This window comes from Kamptonema animale CS-326 (assembly GCF_028330895.1).
In the GTDB taxonomy this organism is placed as follows: Bacteria; Cyanobacteriota; Cyanobacteriia; order Cyanobacteriales; family Microcoleaceae; genus Kamptonema; species Kamptonema formosum.
The window spans coordinates 1-16,833 of record NZ_JAQMUA010000158.1 but is presented as its reverse complement, the minus strand read 5'-3'; the positions used below and the strand labels follow the sequence as shown (position 1 = coordinate 16,833).

Below are 16,833 nucleotides of genomic sequence, written 5' to 3'. Positions count from 1 at the left end.
ATGGCGGCGTTACACATAGTAAGGGCCTTAGCCCTTACTACAAACAATTATTAAGCAGGAACCTGGATTCTTTCACTCCCAGAAAGAGCAAAAGCTGAGTGAATTGCTTTCAAGGCCATTACGCCTTGTGCCTCATCCACAACGCAGCTAATTTTGATTTCGGAAGTAGCAATCATTTGAATGTTAATTTTGTGCTGTGATAACGCTTCAAACATCTTTGCAGCTACTCCCGGATTGGCTACCATTCCCGAACCAACTACGCTAACTTTAGCGATCGCGATATCAACTGCGACTTCACCCCAACCAAATTTAGTAGCAGCTTTTTCTAGGGTTTCTCTAGCAGCTTCGGCATCCATTTGTGCTACAGTAAAAGCAATATCGCGAGTTAAAATTCCGTCAATATTGCGACATCTTTGGGACTGAATAATCATATCAACGCTGATATTTTCTTCAGCTAAAAGTCCGAACAAATTTGCCGCCATCCCCGGACGATCTTGGATGCGGCGAATTGCTAAACGTGCTTGATTTATATCTAAAGCAACTGCACGCACCGCAGGCGGTTTAGGATTAGTAGAAACCTCAAAAAGAGGAGAACTGACAACCTCGAAAACTTTGCAGAGTTCGGTAACGGCGCGATCGCAGTCCGCAGCATCGATCGCGCAGCTAACTTTCACCTCGGAAGTCGAGATCATTTGAATGTTAATCCCAGCATCCGCTAAGGTTTTGAACATTTGCGATGCTACCTTGGGCCGGCCGATCATCCCCGCGCCGGCAATGGTAATTTTCGCGATCGCCCGATCTTCCGCCCTGACCTCCGGTTCTCCTAGTTCTGGGTCAGAATTTTTACCCAAAGATGGTACGATCGCATCTGCTACGGCCGCCGCTTGCTTAAGCGAATTCTGCGTCACCGTGAAAGCGATATCATTAGTATTACCTTCGTGAATCGACTGGATAATCAAGTCTACATCCAGATTTTGCAGTGCGATCGCGCCAAATAACCGCGCCGCCACCCCAGGGCGATCGGGTACTCGCAACAGCGACACCGCCGCCTGATCTAAGTCAAACTCCACTGCATCCACCGCTTTCGCCAACTCCAAACCCTCCAGAGGGCGCGATCCCGCTGGCGGTGACACCACGCGCGTACCGGGCTCGTCACTCCAGCTAGAAAGCACAACCAGCGGTACGCCGTAGTTTTTAGCGATTTCCACCGCGCGCGGATGCAACACTTTCGCGCCCAAACTTGCCAATTCCAGCATCTCATCGCAAGTGATCTCAGACATCAATGTTGCATCGGGGACAATGCGCGGATCTGTCGTCAAAATTCCGGGAACATCAGTATAAATCTCGCAACAGTCAGCTTTTAACGCCGCCGCTAGCGCTACCGCCGAAGTATCGGAACCGCCGCGCCCCAAAGTCGTAATTTCCAAATCCCCCGCGATCGCAATCCCTTGAAAACCAGCGACTACAACCACCTTACCGCTTTCTAACTGCCGTTCAATGCGATCGGTTTTAATCTGTAAAATCCGAGCGCGAGTGTGTTCAGCTTCAGTTACAATCCCAACTTGAGCACCCGTTAGCGAAATTGCCGGTTGTCCCATTTCCTGCAATGCCATACTCAAAAGTGCGATCGACACTTGTTCGCCCGTCGATAGCAACATATCCATTTCCCGCTTGCTGGGATTGCTGGAAATTTCCTTAGCTAATTTTACCAAACCGTCAGTGGTTTTACCCATTGCCGAAACCACGACAACTACAGAGTTACCAAGCTTTACCGCCTTCACAACTCGTTTTGCTACTTCCTGAATGCGTTCAACCGTACCGACGGAACTACCACCGTATTTTTGAACAATTAATGACATAATAAGGTTTACACAAAATACTACAATACTTACCAGCTAATATACGCCGTCTCTCGACTAGAAACAAGAATGTTTAAATCACGTCTTAGGCTGCTCCTAGCAGATAAGCACTTTTTATTCTAGCTTAAAATACGTTTGTCAAATTGAGATAGTTTCTTTGACTGGCGATCGCCCTGCATTTTTACCCGTTACACCTTAGCTTATTATTCTATAATATTAAATACATCCTCTCTCATTCACAAATTACTGAGTAACTATGACCGTCCAAGAATTAGAAGCACAACTGCTAGCTTTAACTCCCGCCGAAAAAGCTCAAGTCATCCAATTATTAACCCAAAGTCTTGCTAATTCCTGGCAAGGGATTAGCAAAACTCCCGGTGTCTGCGGCGGAGATGCCTGCATCAGAAATACTCGCATTCCTGTTTGGGTACTGGTGAATTTTCGCCGCGAGGGTCTGAGCGAATCGGAACTTCTATATAATTATCCCACGTTGACTGCTGCTGATTTAGGAAATGCCTGGGCTTATGCGGCTACTTACCCCGAAGAAATTGAAATAACTATCCGGGAGAATGAGGAAGATTAAGATTATGGCATATATTTACGCCGACGAACAATTTCCTAGAGCTGTTGTAGAAAATTTACGCTTTAGAGGTCATGATATCCTCACAGTACAAGAAGCTGGAAAGGACAATCAAAAAATTCCTGATGAGGAAGTTTTAGCTTTTGCTATTAGTAAAAATCGAGCTGTTTTAACTTTAAATCGTCGTCATTTTATACGGTTGCACAGCTTATAGCCAGACCATGCTGGTATTATTGTCTGCAAGGGAGGCGGCGATCTAGAGAAATTAGCCAATAATATTAATGATGCTATTTATACTGCGGGAACATTGACAGGTAAATTAATTCGAGTCTATCGACTACCCCCACATTCAACATCAAACTAAAAGTCGGATTTTTTGACATAATCGATAATGCTAAAGTCTCCTGATTTCTCAATCCCCCAAAGATCCGCTCGCAATCTGTGGATTTTTGCTGTACTATTTTTAATCGTAATCTTCCTCAGTCTAATCATGCAAGCTTTTTCCACCCAACCCCAATTACTAACCGACCCATTTCTACAACTCCCAACCCCAAATTCAGTCAGAGTTGTCTGGTTTACTGAATTTGCCGGTATCCGCCACACCGTAGCTTATGGTCAAAACTTAAATCAAATTGTAACTGCCACCACAACTAAACTCAGCCGCACTCACGAAGACCAAGATTCCAGCGTTTCAGAGGAAGTAAAAAAAGGCGCAGTTGACAATAAATTAATACTTAGAGATATTTGGCGACACGAAGCAGAAGTAACTGGTTTAACTCCAGGTGTTCGCATTCCTTATCAGGTCAAAAGTGAAGCTGAAAACGGTCAAAATATCACCAGTCGCACCTTTACTCTTTCATCCCAACCAACACCAGAAACTCCCCTAAAAATTTTACTCACTTCTGACCATCAAGTGATGCCGATGGTAGCTGCAAATTTGCAAAAAGTAGCTGAAACAATTGATAGAATTGATGCTGTTTTTATAGCTGGAGATTTAGCTAATATCCCAGGTCGTGCCTCAGAATGGTTTGACGATCTTCGCGGTCGTGCTTTTTTCCCTTGTCTCCAAGGTCGCGCTTTTTCAGAGTTAGAAAAAAACGGTATTAAAACAGTTTACACTGGCGGTGAATTGATTCAAAATGCACCCTTATTTACTGCTCTTGGCAATCACGAAGTTATGGGTAGATTTTCCAACAATAGCACGTTAAAAGATCAGTTTAATAATTCTTTCCCCCGTTTTGCGGCTCAAAAAATATTAACATCTAAATCCGACCCGAAGTTGGAGAATAAAGACAATAAAGAAAGTGCAAAATCGCCAAGTGTAGCCAAAGAAAATTTAGTTATTAGCGAGTTAAAGGATAGTTCTTTTAACACTGATGCTTATGAGCAAATTTTTACTTTGCCTAGTCCGAAAAAATACTATGCTGTGACTTTCGGTGATGTGCGTTTAGTAGTTTTGTTTATTACAAATATGTGGCGCACTCCTAGTCTTGATGCTGACGCTAAAGGCAGATATCGGGAACCAGATCGCGATTTTAATCACCCTGAGAATTGGGGTTACGGACAGCACATCTATGAGCCAATTGTCAAGGGTAGCGCTCAATATAATTGGCTGGAGGAAGAACTCAATAGTGAAGAATTTAAGCAGGCAAAATACAAGGTTGTGATGTTTCATCATCCCCCCCATACTTTAGGTGATAATATTGTACCTGCTTACACTGACCCCGTGCAGATTATTGACCGCGATGATAATGGCGAGATTAAAATGATTCGCTATGAATATCCAAAAGAGAATGATTACATTATTCGCGATGTCATCCCCTTGTTAGAAACTGCTGATGTGCAGTTAGTATTTTACGGTCATAGTCATCTGTGGAATCGCTTTATTAGTCCCAGTGGGATGCACTTTTTAGAGACTTCTAATGTTGGGAATAGTTATCCTGCGGCTATGGGTGAAAGGCGGAGATTTGTACCTCCAGGTTATCAGGAGGAATATGTTGCTATTGGCGATCCGAATGGCTTAGAACCTGTAATGCCAACTATTGCGCCTGTTTTGGGAGAAGATGGTCAGCCGATGCCTTATATTGCTAGTAACGATCTTACAGTTTTTAGTATTTTTGATACGGCGGCGGGTGTGGTTAGCAGTTATTATTTTGATACGCGGAAACCGGAGTCAGAGGTTGTGAAATTTGATGAGTTTAAGTTGAAATAGTTACAAATTTTAGTTTAAAGAATATGAACAATGTTAGACTAGGAGCGATAGCATTTTTAGCAATTAACATAAAACTCTGCTAAACTGGTATTACCTTAACCCAAGCCAAGCACTGCTTACCCTGTCCGCCATCCAACCCCACAGCCTCAATCAAGGTATCGCCTGCGAATTAGATGGAGAAATCATTTCCCTTAACCCTAACTCCGCCGAAGGCAAAGCCTTAGCCCGTATCCGCAATCCTATCCGAGAATGAATAGATAACAGTAGGAGGAATAGGGCAAGATATTGATATGGAAACTGTTAGGGAAAGAATTAAGCAGCGTGGTTACAAAATCCAGGTATCATCTGAAGATTCATCCACTGGTAAATAGCGAAAAGGAAAGAATGGGAAGAAAGTAGGAAATTGCCATGAATTAATACCTAAAATATTTTGTAAGCAATTTAGATGCGATCTCCCCTATCACCTATCCTAACCAAACTGGATGTGACAATAAAGCCGCAAAAGGTTGCTTTCCTCGCAACTGATTTGACAGCGGCAAATGCCCTCTCGGAGCACTCAAATCCCAGGTAAACTCATTCGGGTAACGAGTCCAATTATTCCCCTGCTTCCACCCAATTTGCGGCCAAAACTTATCCCAATTTTTGCCCACAGCCAGCCAAATTTCCCGCTGTACTGAAAAGCCAAACTTACCCTCAGAGTGCACTAGCCATAGCCAATTAATTGTTTGCAAATCTGCCGCCGGTAAACTTTCAATCTGAGTAAAATACAGCCACTTTCTCTTGATCGCCGTCTCTCCGGCTAATTCACACATCTTTTCCAAAGTCAAGCGATCGGCTTCTTGAAAATCCTGCTTAGCTAGCAATTGTTGCAACAAAGTGTAATCAATCCCAGCCTGCGATCGCAACGGTACGACACCTGTAGGAAAGTGAGTCTGGAGAAAGTCTGCCGCCTTCGGCAAATTAGCGTTATACAAAATTTGGTAAGCCTTACCATCCACCATCGTCGGAGGTGATAGCTTACGCTCTAGTAAAAATTCCATCAACACATCCAAACTGCCCTCGGCTATCTGTTGCAGCAGTTGCAGTTGATTTTTTTCGGAACCAGACCTTAATTTAGAACTGAGTTCAGTTATATTCGGCGATGCTTCTGGCGTAGAGGTAGTAGTCGAGTCAGTCATAAAGAGCTTGCATCAGCTATCAGCTTTCAGCTATCTGCTTTCAGCTAAAATGTAGTTCGATCTCATTGTACAATAGCTTTTAAATCCCTGATAATAATTTAGCAGGAGTTACCGATTAAATCTCAAACTCCGATCCCCCTAACTTCCTTAAAAAGGGGAAATTTTATTTATCATAAGGTGCCTATTGTCAAGGGCTACTTCACAAAATATAGCAACCGCCAAGGCGGTTACGATGCTCCGATGCTCAGGGTTAGGCAAAGAAGGGGAAGAAGGGGAAGAGGGGAAGAGGGTAAGAGAGTCAATAGTTTAGGCCATGAGCGAGTGTCTTAACCGTTGTGGCGGTTGCTAGATCGCAATTTTATTAATAAAAGTTAACTTTTATCTGTACAGCTCTTCCCCAAAATACGGTTAATTAGGGCAGTTGTAGAGCTAGGAACCTCGACTTCGATCAAACAAATCTCACAGCCGATAGCTTGTGCGAGTGGGGCTTCCGGCAAAGTTTCAATTAGATAATCACCGCCTTTAACATAAATATTTGGCTTCAGCCTCTCTATTAATTTATTAGCCGTAGGATCGGCAAAAATTACCACTGCTGCCACTGGTTTTAACGCCGCCAGCACTTCTGCCCGCTGCATTTCCGGTACAATGGGACGGGAAGGAAACCCAAGCTGTTGCGGCTTGATAGCTTGGACGCTAGCATCGCTATTTAAACCCACTACCAGCGATCGCCCCAAAGCTTTCGCCGCCTGCAAATATCGGACATGACCCGCGTGGATAATATCAAAGCAGCCATTAGTAAACACCAAAGGTCGCCACAGCAGCGGGTCAGCCGCGATCGCATCCTCAAGTTCCGTCAAAGTATAAACACCTGAAATCATGCAATTCTAGACATTAGATTTCCAATTGGCAGTGCCAAAACTAAATTTAGGGCAATTGATTTTAAATTTTAGATTATTCCTTCCCATAAATTTAAACTTCGGGCATCCAAGAGCTCAAATCAGCGATCGCAACTTTTGATAACGACCAACCCCCAGACTTCTCGCCTCGATTCTCTTGTCCAGCTCACTCTCCTAATCAATTACTATAAGACAGGGGATACTTTAGCCCCTCGTTCTCCAAACCGTCGGCGCAGGGTCAACGATCGCGCGTGGGAGTATCTCATTTTTGAGAAAGACCAAAGACCTAACCCCCAGCCCCCTTCCCTTTTATGGAAGGAGGAGAAACAAACAAACAAAGAAATTCCCCCTCCCCTGGTAGGGGGGATAGGTTAGATTGCGTAAGTCCTATGTATCTCAAAGGGGATGTAAGCCCGTAGCAAACATAATCTATTTTGGTGGAAAATAACCTAACTCATTAAGCAGAATCTAAATGAAAGCAACTAATAGCCGTCAAATTTCCTCTATGGCCGCACGGACTTTAAAAGTAGTCGGTATTATATTGATTTTGTCCGCCGTGTTCGACTGCTTAATCCTGTCGATTCCCAGCGAATCGTCTGACTTTCTCACTAGAGGCTGGCAAATTGCCTTAACAACTCAAGTAGTTGACCGAGGAATTCTGCCCATGACAGGTATTGCCCTCCTATTTACAGGTTTTTGGGTTGACAGCAGTTCTGGAATCGTCCAGGAACCCCGCAATATTGGCCTCGACCTCAGATTTTGGGTAATCTTGTTTTCCAGCTTAGTCGGGTTATTCTACCTGCTGGTAGTTCCCGTCCACCTCAACAATACTCGCCTAGAAGTCACAGAAAGTCTTGCTCAGATCGATCGCGAAGCCACCGCCGCCGAAAATCAACTTAATGCCCAGCTTAGCAGCGATCAATTCAAAACTCAGATCGAACAACTCAAAAGCCAACGCCGCAGCCAAATCACCAGCGTACTTGGCGACGAACAAAAATTACAGGAGGTACTCCAGAACCCACAAACTCCACCAGAGTTAAAAAAATTACTTCAAGAGGCTAAAAGTAACCCCAAAGCCCTGGAAACATTTCTCGACCAGCAAGCCCAATCTCTGCCAACCCAGGCCATTAAAGAGATTACCACCCGCAAACAGCAAAAAGAAAAAGAGATCAGAACGCGATCGCGTAACTCCAGCCTACAAACTGGTATTAATAGTTTACTCTTAGCGATCGGCTACATTACTATTGGCTGGACTGGATTAAGAAGTATGGGGATTTTGCGAGCCGGTCGTCGCAAAGCTTAAAGTAACCCGGATGGCAGCACGAAAATTAGGGCATCCTGAAAACTCGTCACCAGCCTAGCATTGCCCTCACTGAAAGCTTGGAATGTTCTCAATTTATATTCTGACTTACAACGAAGAAATTGACATCGCCGCTTGCATTGAATCGGCGATTCTGTCGGATGACATCATTGTAATTGACTCTTTCAGCACCGATCGCACCATTGAAATAGTCCGCCGCTATCCCGTGCAAATCGTGCAGCACGCCTTTGAAACTCACGGGAAGCAGCGGACTTGGATGCTACAAGAAGTACCCACTAAATACGAATGGGTTTACATTCTCGAAGCAGACGAGCGGATGACCCCAGAACTTTTCAACGAATGTTCTGAAGCCATCAAAAATCAGAACTACATTGGTTATTATGTCGCAGAGCAGGTAATATTTATGGGGCGGTGGATTCGCCGCAGCACCCAATATCCCCGCCATCAAATGCGCCTATTTCGCAAAGATAAAGTCCTGTTTGGGGATTACGGTCACGCCGAACGAGAAATTTGCGACGGCCCTACTAGCTTTTTAAAAGAAACCTATCCGCACTATACCTGTAGCAAAGGTCTTTCCCGCTGGATTGAGAAACACAATCGCTATTCTACTGACGAAGCCGCAGAAATTTTACGCCAATTAGAAGCGGGTAAAGTTAACTGGTGGGATTTGTTTTTTGGGGCCACCGAAGTCAACAGGCGTAGAGCTTTAAAGGACATCTCTTTGCGCTTGCCTTTAAGGCCGTTAGTACGCTTTTTCTATATGTATTTTTTGCTAGGTGGGTTTCTGGATGGCCAACCGGGATTTGCTTGGTGTACGCTACAAGCTTTCTATGAATATCTAATATCAATTAAAGTTTGGGAAATGAGAAATATGCCTTTGCCGAAGTTAGATGCTAGCGGTAAACAGCTTTCTGGCGAAGAAACTAAGTTAGAATTGCAGAGGAAAGAACCGCAATCAAATCCATCGGTCTTTTAATCCCTCGGCAAATGTTTTCTTTCGTACCTAGCCTCCATTTTATTAGGCGATCGCTCTTTTTTCCTGAGCGCGATCGATCCCTATAATCCAAAAGTTTAAGGAGTTTTATCATAGTTTAAGAAAAGCTTAAATCAACCGAGGGTTATAATTCAGAGCTCGCGGACTTCATCTGTTGAGAAAAAGCTGAATATGACTCAGCAACAACCAAATCTTTTGGAGCAAGTTCGCTCTTGTGAGTTAAGAGCTTACTCCGATGCTTATCAAAGTAAACCACCTCATAATCAGGGGCGAGTTCTTCCCTAAGCTGTAGCCACAAACTAACTCCCTCCTGCTCAAAATCCTCCTTAGTTTCCCTACTAGAAAATCCAACAGAGTTAGCAGGATCTGCCATATTTAAAGTAGCGTCATAGACATTCGCCCAAGCATCTAGCCGCTTAATCGTTTCCTGACTCAGAGGTAAAGTTGCTGGGTCAATGTTACCAACTTTACCCGGTACTTTCCACCACAGCGGATAGCATCCATAATCAGGCATCAGTTTGATAGTTTCCGGCATATTTTTCATTTATCAAATTAAGGTCTATGGGCTGGATTAGCACCGACTATGTAGCCGTTGTCTCCAACTGTAACACTTATGTACTGGATGTTGCCATCAAAGAACACTTCATAAATAGTGCGAGGGGTAGGCGATCGCGTTTTTTGATACCCAATTATTTGCCCTTGAGTGACAGCGGCCATCACTGCATCTATAATTTGAGTAGCACCAATTCCACGTTCCATAAAATCTTCCTGATGGTTCTCCAAAATGTGTGCAAGACCCCGCCCACCTTCACCGCCTTTTCCTTCTTCCAAAAATACTATTTTACCATTATCTAGCTTAGCTATCCGCAGGATTTTCTCTGGTGTATGCTTAATTCCTGCCTGTTGTAGTTCAGCAATTAGAGCTGCTTTTTGAACTTCTGTTGAATCAGTCAACTTGTTATGTTTTTTAGTTAATAATATACTTTGCGAAGTATACCACAAACACAGGTAGGATCGATCGCCCTTTTATTCCAAATTTAAGGTTGAGCCAAATTGTAATTACTGATAAGTTTCTGTTGTTAATGCCGATTAACTATCCTTTTCGCAACCATGTGAGAACACATTCTCAGGCTTAGCACAAGTACAATATATTGTTAGTATAAAACTGGTTAATTTTTGTACCCCAGACCAACCAGAACCAGAAGGGGCAAGCCAAGTCAGTTAAAATTGCTTGAAGTAATAACTATCCAGGGTAATTAAAGTTTATGCACCTGAGCGAACTGACTCATCCGAATCAACTGCACGGTCTATCCATTAACCAATTGCAGCAGATTGCGCGGCAAATTCGAGAAAAACATTTAGAAACAGTAGCGACTAGCGGCGGCCACCTCGGCCCCGGATTAGGAGTGGTCGAACTAACGATCGCACTTTACCAGACTCTAGACCTCGATCGCGATAAAGTCCTCTGGGATGTCGGCCACCAAGCCTACCCTCACAAATTGCTAACCGGTCGCTACGATCGCTTTCATACTCTACGTCAAAAAGACGGCGTAGCTGGCTACCTCAAACGCTGCGAAAGTAAATTCGACCATTTCGGTGCCGGTCACGCTTCCACCAGTATCTCCGCTGGTTTAGGTATGGCCCTCGCGCGGGACATGAAAGGTGAAAACTTTAAGGTTGTAGCCGTAATTGGTGACGGCGCATTAACCGGCGGTATGGCCCTAGAAGCCATCAATCACGCCGGCCACTTGCCGAAAACTAACTTATTAGTCGTCCTCAACGACAACGAAATGTCAATTTCGCCCAATGTCGGCGCAATTCCTCGCTACCTCAACAAAATGCGCCTCAGCGCGCCAGTCCAGTTTCTCAAGGATAATCTAGAGGAACAATTCAAGCACATTCCCTTCGTGGGCGAGACTTTCACCCCAGAAATGGAACGGCTAAAGGAAGGGATGAAACGGTTAGCAGTACCCAAAGTTGGCGCTGTGATTGAAGAATTGGGCTTTACTTATATGGGGCCAGTGGACGGTCACAATTTGGAAGAATTGATTGCTACCTTCAAACAAGCACATACAATACAAGGGCCCGTATTGGTTCATGTCGTGACAGTGAAGGGTAAAGGATATGCGATCGCAGAAAAAGACCAAGTAGGCTATCATGCCCAAAATCCGTTTAACTTAGCCACTGGCAAAGCCATACCCTCGAATAAACCCAAGCCTCCCGCCTACTCAAAAGTCTTTGCCCACGCCCTGATCAAACTAGCAGAAGATAACCCCAAAATTGTTGCTATTACTGCGGCAATGGCAACGGGAACTGGCCTAGACAAATTTCAGGAAAAACTGCCTAAACAATACATCGACGTTGGCATCGCCGAACAACACGCCGTTACTTGTGCCGCTGGATTAGCCTGCGAAGGAATTAGACCCGTTGTCGCCATTTATTCTACCTTTTTGCAAAGAGCCTATGACCAAATAGTTCACGATGTTTGCATCCAAAAGTTACCAGTTTTCTTCTGTTTAGACAGGGCAGGAATTGTTGGTGCCGACGGCCCCACTCATCAGGGAATGTACGATATTGCTTACTTGCGGTGTTTGCCAAATATGGTATTAATGGCACCGAAAGATGAAGCCGAATTGCAGCGGATGATTGTTACTGGTATTAATCATACTTCCGGCCCGATTGCGATGCGTTATCCTCGTGGTAATGGTTACGGCGTTCCCCTGATGGAAGAAGGATGGGAAGAATTGCCCATTGGTAAAGGTGAAATTCTGCGCCAAGGCGACGATGTACTCATACTCGGTTATGGATCTATGGTACAACCAGCAATGCAGGCGGCTGAGATTTTGAGCGAACATGGTATTGAAGCAACAGTCGTGAATGCCCGTTTTGCTAAGCCTTTGGATGAGGAATTAATATTACCTTTAGCTCAAAAGATTGGGCGGGTTGTAACTTTGGAAGAAGGCTGTGTAATGGGTGGCTTTGGTTCAGCAGTAGCAGAATCTTTATTAGATCGAGATATTGCAGCCAAGGTGATGCGAATTGGTGTACCTGATGTGTTAGTAGATCACGCTACTCCCGAACAATCCTTTACAGAATTGGGTCTGAATCCAGCTCAAATTGCAGAGCGCGTGCGGGCAAGTTTCAGCTCGAAGTTGTCAACAGTTAGCGTCTAGTTAGCTATAATTGTGGGGTGGGCTTTGCTAGCCCTGTCAAGGTGGTTGATGAGCTCGATCGAGAAGCCTCGCAGTTGATACATGGCGGTGACGTGGATCGCACTCAGGAGACTGCTTTTTTTTCTTGGTAGCGCGAGTATTTTTGAGAAATCTTTTTAAATCTACTCGCGCTGCTAAATCTAATAAAATATCTGCGAGTGTTTCTCGATCGGATTGTGTAAAAATCCTCCAATTTTCTTCTGGGATTGCAATCATCATTCCCCGATAGGTACTTTGAATTTCGTCAACCATATAGTAGTCAGAAAGACCAGCCTCAATTTTGCCTACTCCATGAACGCTAGCGATAACTGCACGAATGGTTGCGAGAATATTGTAGGTAACTAATGCCAAACAAAAAGAGAATAACGCTGCTTGGGGATACCCTAAAGTTTGAATTTCACCTTCATAATTTTCGGTGACAGTTTGAAATAGATTCTCTACACTTCGTCGTTCGAGGTAGAGTTGGGCAACTACTGCTGCTGTTACTTCCCTGGTCGAAAGTCTTGTTAAAACTTCGACCTCTTTTTCTCCATTACGAGTAGGTTTAAATAGCTCGATCGTCACCTGTCTGATTAATAACTCTCCACCCGGATAATTCAAGCGAACCATTTGCTCAAATAGTTGACCTGTCGGGGTTTCACCGCAGTATTGGCGCTCGCTTACGGGTGCAAGTGACAAACTTTTATGCCTGCGGATTACGAAGTGTGAACCACTACTAGTGATGCCTCGTAAAAAACCTGATGTACACATAGAGCGATCGCCAATCCAGAGTTCTCCTGATTGAACTGTTGCCAAAACTTGATCGAATAACGATCGTTCTTGAGCGTGACCGTCAACACAAGGAAACACATCAATGGCTAATCTTAATTCAGGATCGAGGATGACCAGTGATTTTCCTGGAAGCGCTACAGCCCCGAACGGACGTAACACTTCCAATCGATGGTCGGTTCCTGCGAGGCAATTTCCATCAATAATTCGTACTTTGTAGGGAGCTAATAATTTTGGTGAACTGCCTCCGATCGACTCGATTAAAGATGCCATCTCTGCTGCTGTTTCCTTAAGGAGTGCCGCAGAAACTCTCGGTTCTACACCATTTAATTTGTCATAAACTGCTGTACGACTGACATTGAGTTGTTGCGCACGCGCGCGATAAGCAGCGTTTACCGATGGGTAAATTCCACAAACCACCAGGCTCATTAAATTGACCAACTCCGAAAATAATAACTCTCTGGTGTACTGGACTTTTGCGTTAGCTTCAAAGATCCGATCGAGCGCCGAGGGTGCGAGTACCCCTTCATCAAGCCCCGACTCATCACACTCACGGGACTTGCGATTACAAATCGCTCGAAAACAGCACTCAGCATCGCAGTTTCCTCCAGTAATGTTTGTAGCAGCACCTGCGGACGATACGGGCGGCAGTACGATCGCGCGCTATATTGGCAGCCGAGTGTTGTCCAGCCGAGGGTGCACACCGCCCAGCATTATAACGGCAGCAAGAGGCGGGAAATAAACCTTCAAGTGTATACCAAATCCTCACGCCCGCCTCTTGCTGCCGTTAAAGATTGGCTAGTGTATTGAGCTCAACTGCTAGATCTTTTTGAGCTCGATCGCACCTTGACAGGGCTAGGTGGGCTTTGCCCACCTTACCATTCAAGACTGCTCCTAAAAAATACCCTATCTAGGACAGTGTAATAAAACGAGTCCATAATTCAGATGGTGTCACATTCAGCACTCTACCTAAAATTTGACCGTTTGAACCAATTTGAATAGTAGTAGCGTCATAACTACCATTGCGATCTGGATCTAAATCGGCTAAAGAAATTTTGCTTTCTTGAGGAAATCTCCCCGACACAAAGTTAATATTTCGCAATGGTATTGAATAAGTGGTAAGTGTGACGTTTGCCTCAGTTAGACCGTTAGTAAGACCAATTTGATCGAAAGACTTTTCAAAGTCTAGAACAATATCCCACGCCTGTACACTACTGTTAGGGTTACGCTTTGGATCTCCTAAAACAACATCTGTTCTTAGGACGAACACATCACTACCCGTTCCGCCTTTATAAAGAGTGTAACCTAAGTCACCGCTGAGAGTATCATTACCTGCACCTCCATCTAAAAAATCATCGCCTCGACCGCCATTCAAGATGTCATCTCCGTCGCCACCCACGATATAATCATCACCAAGAGCACCTATGAGAGTATCTTGGTCAACTTCGCCATATATATCGTCGTTGTCTCTACCGCCTTGCAAGTTGTCATTGCCATTACTACCGAATAAAATATCTTTACCAGCATTTCCGTTGATGATTTCACTCTCAAAAGAGCCTCTGATTGTATCATTGCCCTCTAAAGCAAGAACACCTCCAGAGAACTCAGTCATCAAACCAGGGGGGACTGTAAAATTATCAGGATTAGGAGTCAAATTGAAAGTGTTTGCCATAATTAATTTCAGAAAAATTCAAGTAAACTAATAAATATAGTACCATCTTACACAAAGGAGAAAAAACAATGACCAACGTGAAACCAAATCGTATAGTGCGGCGAGGCCGATTATTTCCTGAAATCCAGTGGTCTGAAGAAAAGAAAGCCCAGCGGCTAGCAGAAGCCGAAGCCATTTACCAGCGTTGCAAAGTAGTTTTTGATCGCCTTCAACCTCAGTTGATTCAAACACATTATAAGTGGTATATTGCGGTTGAGCCGGATAGCGGAGACTATTTTATAGACGAGGACGATATGATGGCTGGCAATATGTGCAGACAAAAATACCCAAATGCTATCCCCTTCGTTTTTCGGATCAATGAAACAGGAGTTTGTGGCACGATATGATAGAGGGAAGGTTTGGTGATGAAGATGAACTTTTTTTTGAAATCGAGTTGATGGCTGATAAGAACTTAGATTTACCTGTTGATGCTCTGCTAGATACAGGTTTTTCAGGGTGGTTAGCAATGGATAGTCAAGATTTAGAAGGACTTGATTGGATTTATATTCAGCGCGAAAAAATGAGAACCGCTAAGGGAGAATTCATTTTCGAGATTTATGCCGGAAAGGTGCGAATAGATGGACAAGAGTTTGATATTCCCGTTCATGTCGGTGATGGAGTTCCGGAAATTTTACTCGGTAGGCAATGGCTGAAAACTCGGCGTTTGATAGTTGATAGGGCATTAGGTATATTAACATTGGGTGCAAATTGAAGTGGGAGGGAACTAAAGTTTTTTTCAACTATATAAGTGTAGGACTTACGCACAGAATAACTAAAAAATCACCCTTTAAGATTGCTTGAATGCGTAGGTGTAAGCAGTCAAAGGCATCGAAATGACAGCCAACGCCAATGACAGAAAATAGTAGTGAGTGCGTAAGTCCTAAATAGCTTGCAGACAGACTCTAGATAATGGCAAAATTTGTGGCATTAATTAAATTTGCCGAAATTCCGTTCACAGAGGCAAGCAGTTCATTGGTACTCGCCAGCCGAATTAAGGCAGCATTATTGCCCTGAGTAATACTCAGATCGAAGAAACTTAAACCATTACTTAAACCTATCAAATCTTGACCTGTTTGAAAGTCTAAAATAGTATCGCTTCCTTCTCCAATCACTAAAGCGAAGATATCATTTCCGCTACCTCCCAACAGAGAATCATTGCCCTCATCGCCTTTCAACAAGTCATTATTAGCACCACCAATCAGATAATCATCATCTTTACCACCGTAAAGAGTATCATTACCAACATAGCCGTTGAGTGTATCTTGACCTTCATTACCATAAATTAAGTCATCGCCCAAACCGCCGCAGATTTGGTCTTGGCCACCCGCACTACCCAGGGCAAGGGGACTGCCTGTATCCCCGTAGATGGTATCATTGCCGTCGCCGCTGCAAAGAGTGTCATTTCCTTCATCGCCGAAAAGTAAATCGTCTCCTAAATCCCCTACAGCTACGTCATTACCTTTACCGCTCTGTACTGTATCATTGCCATCACCGCCAGAAAGAGTGTCTTCGCCTTCCTCTCCATTGAGGTAGTCATTGCCAGTACCCCCAAAAAGTAAATCTTGTCCTGTTAAATCGAGGTTAGAGGGGTCAAGAGTGCCGCCATAAATGGTGTCATTACCTTCATTGCCAAGTAAGGTATCGTTTCCTTTGTCACCAAAAATCAGGTCGTCATCTTTGCCGCCGATCGCGATATCGTTATCTTTACCTGCGAAGATGGCATCGTTGCCTGCATTACCGTTGAGGTAGTCATTGCCTTCATTTCCCAGCAATAAATCGGGGTCTACTTCGGGGCCAATGGGAATAATGTTAGGAAATCCACCGTAAATATTGTCGTTCCCTAGTTGACCGAGGAGGCGATCGCTTCCATCTAATCCATTAATGCTGTTATTGGCATTATCGCCGATGATGTTGTCGTTGCGATCGCTACCATTTAGTATATTCTCGACTGCATTTGGGCCGGGAATATCACTTAAGCTAGGGAAGGTTATCTGTTTGCAAATGCAATCAGGGTCTTGAGGTTCTGGAGTTGGGGTTGGAGTTCCTGTTGGTGTCGGGGTTGGAGTTCCTGTTGGAGTTGGTGTTGGTGTTCCTGTTGGAGT

At 44.2% G+C, this 16,833-nt stretch carries 17 protein-coding genes; 9 read left to right on the top strand and 8 right to left on the bottom strand.

The genetic code is table 11. From position 1 onward, the window contains the following. Positions 1-50: 50 nt before the first annotated feature. Complete coding sequence (locus PN499_RS09395; protein WP_272031554.1) at positions 51-1,859, bottom strand: aspartate kinase; 1,809 nt, start codon at positions 1,857-1,859, stop codon at positions 51-53. 256 nt (positions 1,860-2,115) lie between these two features. Here PN499_RS09395 and PN499_RS09390 point away from each other — a divergent pair, with 256 nt between their 5' ends. The 3 genes from PN499_RS09390 (at position 2,116) to PN499_RS09380 (ending at position 4,651) form a co-directional block, all read left to right on the top strand. After that, positions 2,116-2,442, top strand: coding sequence for a DUF433 domain-containing protein (locus PN499_RS09390; protein ID WP_272031553.1), 327 nt, complete (start codon positions 2,116-2,118; stop codon positions 2,440-2,442). Between the two features lie 4 nt (positions 2,443-2,446). Then, positions 2,447-2,653 carry a DUF5615 family PIN-like protein gene (locus tag PN499_RS29575; RefSeq protein WP_334311674.1) on the top strand — a complete coding sequence of 69 codons (207 nt, stop codon included), beginning with the start codon at positions 2,447-2,449 and terminating at the stop codon, positions 2,651-2,653. A 177-nt stretch (positions 2,654-2,830) separates the two neighbouring features. Beyond that, positions 2,831-4,651 (top strand): purple acid phosphatase family protein, encoded by a 1,821-nt coding sequence (locus PN499_RS09380; RefSeq protein WP_272031552.1) that lies wholly within the window; start codon positions 2,831-2,833, stop codon positions 4,649-4,651. A 464-nt stretch (positions 4,652-5,115) separates the two neighbouring features. Here the strand turns inward: PN499_RS09380 and PN499_RS09375 are convergent, their stop codons facing one another. Then, entirely contained in the window at positions 5,116-5,829 is a 714-nt protein-coding gene (locus tag PN499_RS09375; RefSeq protein WP_272031550.1) for a GUN4 domain-containing protein, read from the bottom strand. A gap of 371 nt (positions 5,830-6,200) precedes the next feature. Beyond that, positions 6,201-6,707, bottom strand: a complete 507-nt coding sequence (locus PN499_RS09370; RefSeq protein ID WP_272031548.1) for an adenylyltransferase/cytidyltransferase family protein — start codon at positions 6,705-6,707, stop codon at positions 6,201-6,203. Positions 6,708-7,197: 490 nt separating this feature from the next. On the opposite strand from PN499_RS09370, the gene hpsJ-B reads away from it, so the two are divergent. Continuing rightward, positions 7,198-8,028, top strand: a complete 831-nt coding sequence (gene hpsJ-B / locus PN499_RS09365) for a hormogonium polysaccharide biosynthesis protein HpsJ (RefSeq protein ID WP_272031547.1) — start codon at positions 7,198-7,200, stop codon at positions 8,026-8,028. An 82-nt stretch (positions 8,029-8,110) separates the two neighbouring features. Beyond that, positions 8,111-9,022, top strand: a complete 912-nt coding sequence (locus PN499_RS09360; protein WP_272031545.1) for a glycosyltransferase family 2 protein — start codon at positions 8,111-8,113, stop codon at positions 9,020-9,022. Between the two features lie 142 nt (positions 9,023-9,164). Here the strand turns inward: PN499_RS09360 and PN499_RS09355 are convergent, their stop codons facing one another. Then, positions 9,165-9,575: a hypothetical protein gene (locus tag PN499_RS09355; protein ID WP_272031543.1), complete on the bottom strand. Its 411-nt coding sequence runs from the start codon at positions 9,573-9,575 to the stop codon at positions 9,165-9,167. Between the two features lie 17 nt (positions 9,576-9,592). After that, positions 9,593-9,994, bottom strand: coding sequence for a hypothetical protein (locus tag PN499_RS09350; protein ID WP_272031542.1), 402 nt, complete (start codon positions 9,992-9,994; stop codon positions 9,593-9,595). 311 nt (positions 9,995-10,305) lie between these two features. Between PN499_RS09350 and dxs the strand changes: the two genes are divergently transcribed. Continuing rightward, positions 10,306-12,213, top strand: a complete 1,908-nt coding sequence (dxs, locus tag PN499_RS09345) for a 1-deoxy-D-xylulose-5-phosphate synthase (protein WP_272031540.1) — start codon at positions 10,306-10,308, stop codon at positions 12,211-12,213. A 36-nt stretch (positions 12,214-12,249) separates the two neighbouring features. Here the strand turns inward: dxs and PN499_RS09340 are convergent, their stop codons facing one another. Then, positions 12,250-13,449, bottom strand: coding sequence for a transposase (locus PN499_RS09340; protein ID WP_272031539.1), 1,200 nt, complete (start codon positions 13,447-13,449; stop codon positions 12,250-12,252). Between the two features lie 4 nt (positions 13,450-13,453). On the opposite strand from PN499_RS09340, the gene PN499_RS09335 reads away from it, so the two are divergent. Then, complete coding sequence (locus tag PN499_RS09335) at positions 13,454-13,762, top strand: hypothetical protein (protein WP_272031538.1); 309 nt, start codon at positions 13,454-13,456, stop codon at positions 13,760-13,762. Between the two features lie 168 nt (positions 13,763-13,930). Here PN499_RS09335 and PN499_RS09330 read toward each other — a convergent pair whose 3' ends face one another. After that, on the bottom strand, positions 13,931-14,692 hold the full coding sequence (locus PN499_RS09330; protein WP_272031536.1) for a calcium-binding protein: 762 nt from the start codon (positions 14,690-14,692) through the stop codon (positions 13,931-13,933). Between the two features lie 68 nt (positions 14,693-14,760). On the opposite strand from PN499_RS09330, the gene PN499_RS09325 reads away from it, so the two are divergent. After that, on the top strand, positions 14,761-15,078 hold the full coding sequence (locus PN499_RS09325; protein ID WP_272031535.1) for a hypothetical protein: 318 nt from the start codon (positions 14,761-14,763) through the stop codon (positions 15,076-15,078). Further along, on the top strand, positions 15,075-15,443 hold the full coding sequence (locus tag PN499_RS09320; RefSeq protein WP_272031534.1) for an aspartyl protease: 369 nt from the start codon (positions 15,075-15,077) through the stop codon (positions 15,441-15,443). The genes PN499_RS09325 and PN499_RS09320 overlap by 4 nt, the downstream gene beginning before the upstream one ends. Before the next feature lie 190 nt (positions 15,444-15,633). On the opposite strand, the gene PN499_RS09315 is transcribed toward PN499_RS09320, so the two are convergent. Then, positions 15,634-16,833 (bottom strand): calcium-binding protein (locus tag PN499_RS09315; RefSeq protein WP_272031533.1); only part of this gene is annotated, 1,200 nt, incomplete at its 5' end.

Coding starts and splice junctions, on each gene's coding strand:
- dxs (WP_272031540.1), top strand. CDS start 10,306: ATGCACCTGAGCGAACTGACTCATCCGAATCAACTGCACGGTCTATCC.
- PN499_RS09370 (WP_272031548.1), bottom strand. CDS start 6,707: ATGATTTCAGGTGTTTATACTTTGACGGAACTTGAGGATGCGATCGCG.
- PN499_RS09360 (WP_272031545.1), top strand. CDS start 8,111: ATGTTCTCAATTTATATTCTGACTTACAACGAAGAAATTGACATCGCC.
- PN499_RS09320 (WP_272031534.1), top strand. CDS start 15,075: ATGATAGAGGGAAGGTTTGGTGATGAAGATGAACTTTTTTTTGAAATC.
- PN499_RS09355 (WP_272031543.1), bottom strand. CDS start 9,575: ATGCCGGAAACTATCAAACTGATGCCTGATTATGGATGCTATCCGCTG.
- PN499_RS09395 (WP_272031554.1), bottom strand. CDS start 1,859: ATGTCATTAATTGTTCAAAAATACGGTGGTAGTTCCGTCGGTACGGTT.
- PN499_RS09380 (WP_272031552.1), top strand. CDS start 2,831: ATGCTAAAGTCTCCTGATTTCTCAATCCCCCAAAGATCCGCTCGCAAT.
- hpsJ-B (WP_272031547.1), top strand. CDS start 7,198: ATGAAAGCAACTAATAGCCGTCAAATTTCCTCTATGGCCGCACGGACT.
- PN499_RS09340 (WP_272031539.1), bottom strand. CDS start 13,449: ATGAGCCTGGTGGTTTGTGGAATTTACCCATCGGTAAACGCTGCTTAT.
- PN499_RS09325 (WP_272031535.1), top strand. CDS start 14,761: ATGACCAACGTGAAACCAAATCGTATAGTGCGGCGAGGCCGATTATTT.
- PN499_RS09375 (WP_272031550.1), bottom strand. CDS start 5,829: ATGACTGACTCGACTACTACCTCTACGCCAGAAGCATCGCCGAATATA.
- PN499_RS09330 (WP_272031536.1), bottom strand. CDS start 14,692: ATGGCAAACACTTTCAATTTGACTCCTAATCCTGATAATTTTACAGTC.
- PN499_RS29575 (WP_334311674.1), top strand. CDS start 2,447: ATGGCATATATTTACGCCGACGAACAATTTCCTAGAGCTGTTGTAGAA.
- PN499_RS09390 (WP_272031553.1), top strand. CDS start 2,116: ATGACCGTCCAAGAATTAGAAGCACAACTGCTAGCTTTAACTCCCGCC.